Here is a 7,049-nt window from a genome sequence, read left to right as displayed (position 1 = left end):
CGCTTGCGCGGCGGTCTTTTTGTTTTGCTCTCTTTCGCCTCCTACTAAGGTTGCAAACTTTCCTCAATTCCCTGTTGACTTTTTATTTGCAGACTCCGTTAGCCCGCAGGCATCCAAAAATTCCTGGTAGGTCAGATAGGGATACATGGGGTCCAGCTCCCGGTTGAACAGGTCATGGAGGATCTGATCCATGGCCTCCTCGCCGTCCACCAACTGCTCCGCTTTCCAAATTTTCAGGGGCATCTCATTGTACTGCCGAACCTGAGACAGACTGTTGGAGATGGCAAGCTGCACCTGCTCCGGCAGCATCTCCAGATATTCAGGATTGCGCACATAGAAGTTCAGGTAGTAGTCATCTACCGCTTTCTGCCACTGATCCACATAATGCTCCTGGGCATAGTCCTCGCCGTATAGTTCCTTGACGATACGGTAGGTGGTGTAGACGGTCAGGCCCTCGGCGGACCAGGGGCTGGTGGGCTCGGAGGTATCAAACATATTGCCCAGGCCCCACCACTGATGGACCAGCTCGTGGATCATGACCTCACCGGCGCCGCCGCCCTTTTCGGCGTTCCCCAGGTTGGCGGCGGTAAAGTCCGCCTCATCCAGCAGGCTGGCCCCGGTGGTGGCGTAGCCGCCGCCGGCCACCCGGCTCTGGATGAGCTTCAGGGTCTCCCCGGTTCCGAAGGAGAGGGAGCCATAATGCTCGGTGCAGTAGTCAACTACTTCCTTCACCGCGTCCACGGCTTCGGCAGCCTCCATGACAGCCTGATGCTTGCGGCCGTAGTAGAACTCAATGGTCATGCCGCCGGCCTCGATGTCCTCCCGGATATAGTCCCCGGCGTAGAGAATGCCGCCGGCGCCGTTGTGTTCATACCGCCATGTTCTGGTGCCGTCCTCGTGCTCCGCGACGACCTCCGCCTCGCTGGAGCCGAAGGGGATCGCCAGCATATTTTCCGGCAGAGTGATCTCAATTTCAGCGGGATAGCCGGCATCACCGGGCATGACATTCATCACACGGGGCGAGAGGGCCGAGTTCTCCAGGCAGAGGTATTCGTCACTCAGCTCCTTGCCCCCCTGCATGGTGGGCAGGCTCTCTTGGGGGAAGCCGCTGTACTCCATGGTCAGCTCCACTTCTTCCTCTGCGGGAATGGTGACTTCCAGCAGAGCCTCGTTATACTCCTGGTAGTCGCTTACCGTGAAGGGAACATCAGCGCCGTTGGCTTTCACATTGGAGATGGCGTAGCCAGGGTTGATGCCGAAGGAGATGCTCTGCTCCTGGCCGGAGGTGTTCCGGAACTGGTAGGAGGCCCGGCCCGTCACGGTGCCGGCATCGGTGTCCGGAAACACCTGGGCGGTGCGGCGGACAAAGGTGACGCCCTCTGCATAGGGGATCTCATAGAAGGACATCACCGTTAAATCCGGGTTGCTGTGGTCGATAAAGGGCTGGGCGGCATAGGCGGCGCCGGAACAGATCAGCAGCGCCAGGGCGATCACCGGGCGGTAGAACCGCCGGGCGCTCCGGGCCAGGGAGCCGAACACGCCCTTCCCATATTGCCGGATGCAGAGATAGGAGATTGTCCAGACCCCGGCCAGTGCAAGGAGCCAGGTGAAACGCATCCAGGCCACCGACCGGAACACACGGAGGTTGGAGAAATCATCGGACAAAGCCCACACGCAGGGGTTGAGCCAGCATAACTGCCATTCCGCTGCCCACACCGTCAGGCTCAGGGCGCAGAAGGCGATAAACAGGACGATGGACAGATCCGCCCGCCGGGTGAACTGGTAGGCTGCGGCCGCCGCCAGGATGCCCAGGGGCAGCGCCAGCCCCATAAACAGCAGATAGGCCAGCACATAGTTTGCGCCGGTGAACACGGCGCCGATCAGCCCCGCGCTGATGGGCAGCCAGACCAGCATCGTGAGGCCCACTGTCAGCACCGCGGCCGTCAGCAGGGCCAGCAGTCGGGTCAGGGCTGTGGTCAGAGGGGACACCACCGCGTCGGTGAGAATGTCCACCCGGCTGCGGCAGGCCCGGTCCAGCTCAAAGATGGTCAGCAGGCCGAAGAGGATGGCGCCGGCCACACCGCCGGCAATCGCGGGGTTTGCCAGATACATGGAGAGCATGGTGGTGGATGTGGCGGGCTTGTAGAGTACCAGCCCCAGCACCGGGGAGAGGACCGCCAAAGCCATCATCAGCCAGGTCAGGCGGCTTTGCAGCAGCCGCTTCAGTTCCAGGGGAAAGAGCCGCATTGTCTTCATTGTACCGCCTCCCTGGAGATCAGATAGAGGTAAGCATCCTCCAAAGAGGGCTCCTCCGCCTGGGCATAGGGCGGCAGCTTGTCCGCCACGGCCCGGCAGCGGATGCCCTGACTGGTGTTCACCCGGGCGGTGATGTGCAGCCCCTGCTCCAGCGTCTCATCCTTCTCCCAAAAGATGCCCACATGGCCGGCAGCCGACTGGATCAACTGCTCCGGCGTGCCGGTGAACAGGATGGTCCCGTGGTGGATGACCACGATCTGGTCGCACACCGACTGCACATCCTCGATGATGTGGGTAGAGAGAAGCACCAGATGCTCCTCGGCTGTGCGGGAGAACAGGTTGCGGAAGTGGATGCGCTCCTCCGGGTCCAGTCCCACGGTGGGCTCGTCAAAGATCAGGAAGGGGGGATTCCCCAATAGGGCCTGGGCGATGCCTACCCGCTGGCGCTGGCCGCCGGAGAGGGTGCGGATCTTGGATTTTGCCTTTTCTTCCAGATTGACCGCCTGGATTGTCTTTTGGATCGCGGCCTTGGGATTCGCAATCCCCTTGAGTGCGGCCATGTAGTCTAAAAACTGGGTGACCGTCAATTCATCGAACAAACCGAAGTCCTGGGGGAGATAGCCGAGGCTGGCTTTCAGATGGCTCTCGACCTTGGCCAGCGGCACCCCGTTCAGCAGGATGTTCCCTCCGGTGGGCTGCAGGGCCGCCACCAGCAGCTTCATCAGGGTGGATTTGCCCGCCCCGTTGGGGCCCAGCAGCCCGATGAGGCTGGGGGATTTTAACTCCAGGTTCAGCCCCTTTAAGGCCTGCTTCCCACTGGGGTAGGTCATACTGACATTTTGAATCTTGATTTCCATATTGTTGGATTCCTTTCTGCTTGGGATGAGGAAAGAATACCAGGGCAATATGGAGCGAAGATGGAGGGAATTTGTGATTTGTATGGAGAAAGGCAGAAAACAGGGCAGGCCACCGGCCTGCCCCGTTCTAACACTATAAAAGATGTTTTTTCACCCAGCTATCCAGTAAGGCCATCTGTTCCTCTGTGTGGAACCAGTGCTCACCGCCCTCCAGGACGGTGAGACCGGCGCCGTGCTCCGCCGCGAACTGCTCCACACTCTGACGGGACACCAGATGGTCGCCCCCGGCATAGAGGATTTCCGTGGGGACCTGCCAAGCGATGGGATGCTCCCGCACATAGCACAGGTACGCCCAGGACAGGGTCTCCCCGAAGTCTGTGGGGACCTCTCCCCGTTCGCATAGCGCCTGCTCCGACACACCGGCCCAGGCCATCATGTCCAGGATCAGCCGTTCCATGTCCAGCACCGGCGACACGAACAGCGCCCTGTCCGGCGCCTGATCCCCCAGGGCCAGCATGGTGAAATAGGCCCCGATGCTGTTGGCCAGGAGAATGATGTGCTCATACTGCCGGCGGGCCTCGTCATAGGCGGCCGCGATCTGGGGTGCCGCCTCCCAGGGAAGCTCCCCCCGGTAGTCCACCCCCAGCACGTCGAAACCGGGGCAGACGGCCCGGAAGCGGTCTGCCTCCCCGGCGCTGCCGCCTTTGCCGTGGACATATAAAATTGCGCGTTTCAAACCTGTTCACCTCCGTCCTCAGCCTGTGGACTGTCTGCGGCCATACGGTCCATCCGTTCCTGTACCTCGGTAAAGAACCGGGACAGGTGGAACCCGTCCGCCACCGCGTGGTGGATGTTCATGGTCAGCGGTATGACCAGCCTGCTGCCCTCCGCCTCGTACTTGCCCCAGGTGACCACCGGGGCCAGAAAGTCCCCCTGGTCAAACACATGGACATCGAAGTGGCGGTAGCGAACCCAGGGCAGACAGGACACATCGAAGTGATTCGTTGGCTGCCCTTCCACCACGCCCCGGAGTTCCCGGTACTTTTCCCGGTCCTCCAGAAAACGGGCGTGGAATGCCGGCAGGTCCTCCATGTAAGGCGTAACCAGCTTGGTGAAGTTCCCGTCCTCCGGGTGGAAGTGGGCATAACTGGGGGAAACAAAGTCCCAGCGGATCAGGTTTCCATCCTGGTCCCAGCCCAGTTTGAACTCCTCATGGGCGTTGATCACCCGGGATACCACCCAGATCATGGCCGGATAGAACTTCATGCCGCGCTGCTTGACGAACCGGACTAGCGGCGTCACATCCATGTCCACCGTCAGGCTCATGACCACTCGCATGTGGTCCATATAAAACTGAAACAGATCGCCTCTCGGCCAGGTGCTGAAATCAACCTTTTTGTAATTCATCTCAATACTCCTTTGCATGATTGTTTTCCCGTTTCATCATGCAAGGCCATTGGGATGGGGTATTTCCGTTTGCTCCATACAAGCCATCCAGCTCAAGCCTTGCATGGAGCCGCATCAAGTCCGCGCTTCATTCGTTCACCTCCTCAATGAACCGGGCGCAGGATGCCCTTTCCGGCAATCCAAAAATGAGATGTTTTTTCCAGATATCTGCCTTGTAGCCACAGGTGTGAATCAAAATCGTCTGTTCCGCAGGCACCCTCACTTTCATTGGATCATCTATGCTTATCCTATCATATTCCCGGCGGCAAGTCCAGAAACAGCGTCCGTTTCAAACCGCACCGCAGCCCGCACCCCGTCCTCTGTATTTTCGATGGTACATTCCGCTCCATGCCGGGCCAAAATCATTTTCACCAGATACAGCCCCAGGCCGCTGCCACCTGTAGCCCGGTTCCGGGAGGTTTCTTCCCGGTAGAATGCCTCAAACAGATGAGGCAGGGCTTTTTCCGAGATGTGGGCCTCGGTGTTCTCCACCGTCAGAGCTGGGCGGCCGTCCAGCAGGCCGCACCACACCCGCACCTCCGCCCCCTCCGGCGAGTAGAGGGATGCGTTAGAGAGCAGATTGCCTGCCACCCGGCCCAGCAGAGAGGCGTCCCCGATGACAACGATCCCCGGCGTCAGATCCTTTACCAGCCGCTGGTTCCGCTGCTCCAGAAGAGGTGCGTCCAGGGCAAGCTGGCGCTCGATCAAGGCGGACAGCTCCACGGGCTCCCGCTTCACAGCCACAGAGCCGCTTTCCATACGGGAGATCGCCAGCATCTCCTGCACCAGATTTTCCATCCGTCCCGTTACCCGGAGCGAGCGAAGCAGGTACTTGTCCCGGTCCTGATAGACGCCAACCCCCTCCAGCATGCCGGAGAGCTGCCCCTTCAGAATGGTCACCGGAGTTTTCAGCTCATGGGAGGCGGCGTTGAAGAAGGCCATCCGCTGGCGGTCCAGCTCCCGTTCCCGTTCCACCTCACCCCGGAGCGCCCGATTGGCGTTCTCCAGGTCGGTGAGAGCGGTGTCCAGCCGCCGGGCAAGCTGATCCAGACTGCGGCCCAGCTTGCCGATCTCGTCCTTGCGCTTTTCACCGCATTCCCAGTGGAAGTCCAGCTCCGCCATTTTCCCGGCGATCCCGCTCATGCGCACGATAGGCCGGGTGATGTATCGGGAGTAAATCAAGGCGCACAGCAGAGAAAATACCAATAACACCATCAAAAGCCAGGGGGCTATCTGGATCAGCGCCCGCACCGCCAGATTTTCCACTTCGATCCGCGGGGTGACATAGAGGGTATAGCTCTCGTTCTGGCCTGCAAACACCACCTCGGCGGTAATGGTAGCCTGCTCCGACATGGTGACCGCTACCGTATCGCCTTCCCGGATGTCCTGGCTGTGATAACCGACGGTGCTTTCCTGCTCTGAGGTGGTGACAATCATGGTATCATCCTCATACACAGCCTGCACCGTCAGCTTGGCCCCTGTGTCCACCAGGCGCCCGTCCGGCCCCACCAGCATGGCGTTGGCCCCGGAGGTAAGCACAAAGTCATCCAGCAGCTCGCCACAGTCCGCAGGAGTCGTGTCCGCCAGTTTCCCCACCAGGGCATCCACCTGAGCGGTAAGGTCATCATTTACTACGGCGGTATAGGTGCTGGGGGAGGCCCAGGCGATAAAGCTGAAGGTGACCGCCCCGGCCGCGAGCAGGACGCCGGCGGTAATGAGAAAGATCCGGGCTGTCAGGCTTTCAGTGATCCTCTTTCGCAGCACGGTAGCCCACCCCCCTTACAGTATCAATATAGTTCCGCCCCAGCTTGTGGCGGAGGTTTTTGATGTGGCTGTCCACCACCCGTTCGTCCCCATAGAAGTCATAGCCCCATAGTTTTGCCAGTAGCATCTCCCGGGTGAACACCCGGCCCGGCGCGGCCAGAAAGGTGTGGAGCAGTTCAAACTCCCGGGCGGTCAGGTCCAGGAGCCGGCCGTCCAGCAGGGCCTCCCGCGTGTCCAGATCCAAAGTCAGGTCCCGGTACCGCAGGCGGCTGTCCTCCCCGGCGGTTCCACGGCGGCGGAGGATGACCCGGATCTTTTCCAGCAGCACCGGCATGGAGAAGGGCTTGGTCACATAGTCGTCGATGTCCATACCGAAACCCCGGAGCTGCGATTCTTCCCCATCCAGGGCGGTGAGCATCAAAATAGGGACCTGGGACTGCTGGCGGATCAGCTCGCAGACCCCAAAGCCGTCGATTTTCGGGAGCATCAGGTCCAATAGAACCAGGTCGAAGGTCTGCCCGCCAAACAGAGCCAGGGCTGCCACGCCATCCCCAGCCACGGCAGTCTGGTAGCCGGCATCCTCCAGGTAGGCGCGCAGCAGCTCCTGAATATCCGGCTCGTCTTCCACAATTAAAATGCGTTTCATTTGTAATCACCCAATCGAAGTATATCATGGGATTGTGAATTTATCATGGAGAAAAGAAAGTAATCACAAAAAGAAGCGCA

6 protein-coding genes are annotated in these 7,049 nt (G+C 60.1%); all 6 read right to left on the bottom strand.

The window, feature by feature from the left end:
• Positions 1-63: 63 nt before the first annotated feature.
• Entirely contained in the window at positions 64-2,256 is a 2,193-nt protein-coding gene (locus EDD77_RS13295) for a hypothetical protein (RefSeq protein WP_058963744.1), read from the bottom strand.
• The gene (locus EDD77_RS13290; protein ID WP_058963743.1) at positions 2,253-3,113 is read right to left on the bottom strand and encodes an ATP-binding cassette domain-containing protein; all 861 of its coding nucleotides are present in this window, start codon (positions 3,111-3,113) and stop codon (positions 2,253-2,255) included. The genes EDD77_RS13295 and EDD77_RS13290 overlap by 4 nt, the downstream gene beginning before the upstream one ends.
• 133 nt (positions 3,114-3,246) lie before the next feature.
• Positions 3,247-3,849, bottom strand: a complete 603-nt coding sequence (locus tag EDD77_RS13285) for an alpha/beta hydrolase (RefSeq protein ID WP_058963742.1) — start codon at positions 3,847-3,849, stop codon at positions 3,247-3,249.
• Positions 3,846-4,520: a CatA-like O-acetyltransferase gene (locus EDD77_RS13280; protein ID WP_077138512.1), complete on the bottom strand. Its 675-nt coding sequence runs from the start codon at positions 4,518-4,520 to the stop codon at positions 3,846-3,848. Before EDD77_RS13280 ends, EDD77_RS13285 begins: the two co-directional genes overlap by 4 nt.
• 282 nt (positions 4,521-4,802) lie before the next feature.
• Positions 4,803-6,323: a sensor histidine kinase gene (locus EDD77_RS13275; protein WP_077138511.1), complete on the bottom strand. Its 1,521-nt coding sequence runs from the start codon at positions 6,321-6,323 to the stop codon at positions 4,803-4,805.
• The gene (locus EDD77_RS13270) at positions 6,301-6,969 is read right to left on the bottom strand and encodes a response regulator transcription factor (RefSeq protein WP_058963741.1); all 669 of its coding nucleotides are present in this window, start codon (positions 6,967-6,969) and stop codon (positions 6,301-6,303) included. The genes EDD77_RS13275 and EDD77_RS13270 overlap by 23 nt, the downstream gene beginning before the upstream one ends.
• Between the last annotated feature and the right edge of the window lie 80 nt (positions 6,970-7,049).

Origin of the sequence: Allofournierella massiliensis (assembly GCF_004345265.1) — a bacterium.
GTDB classification, from domain to species: domain Bacteria; phylum Bacillota; class Clostridia; order Oscillospirales; family Ruminococcaceae; genus Allofournierella; species Allofournierella massiliensis.
Note: the sequence above shows the minus strand (reverse complement) of the source record. Positions and strands in the feature narration are given on the sequence as shown.

What these genes read in the sequence shown, in the direction of transcription:
- EDD77_RS13295 (WP_058963744.1), bottom strand. Translation starts at nt 2,256, where the DNA reads ATGAAGACAATGCGGCTCTTTCCCCTGGAACTGAAGCGGCTGCTGCAA.
- EDD77_RS13290 (WP_058963743.1), bottom strand. Translation starts at nt 3,113, where the DNA reads ATGGAAATCAAGATTCAAAATGTCAGTATGACCTACCCCAGTGGGAAG.
- EDD77_RS13280 (WP_077138512.1), bottom strand. Translation starts at nt 4,520, where the DNA reads ATGAATTACAAAAAGGTTGATTTCAGCACCTGGCCGAGAGGCGATCTG.
- EDD77_RS13270 (WP_058963741.1), bottom strand. Translation starts at nt 6,969, where the DNA reads ATGAAACGCATTTTAATTGTGGAAGACGAGCCGGATATTCAGGAGCTG.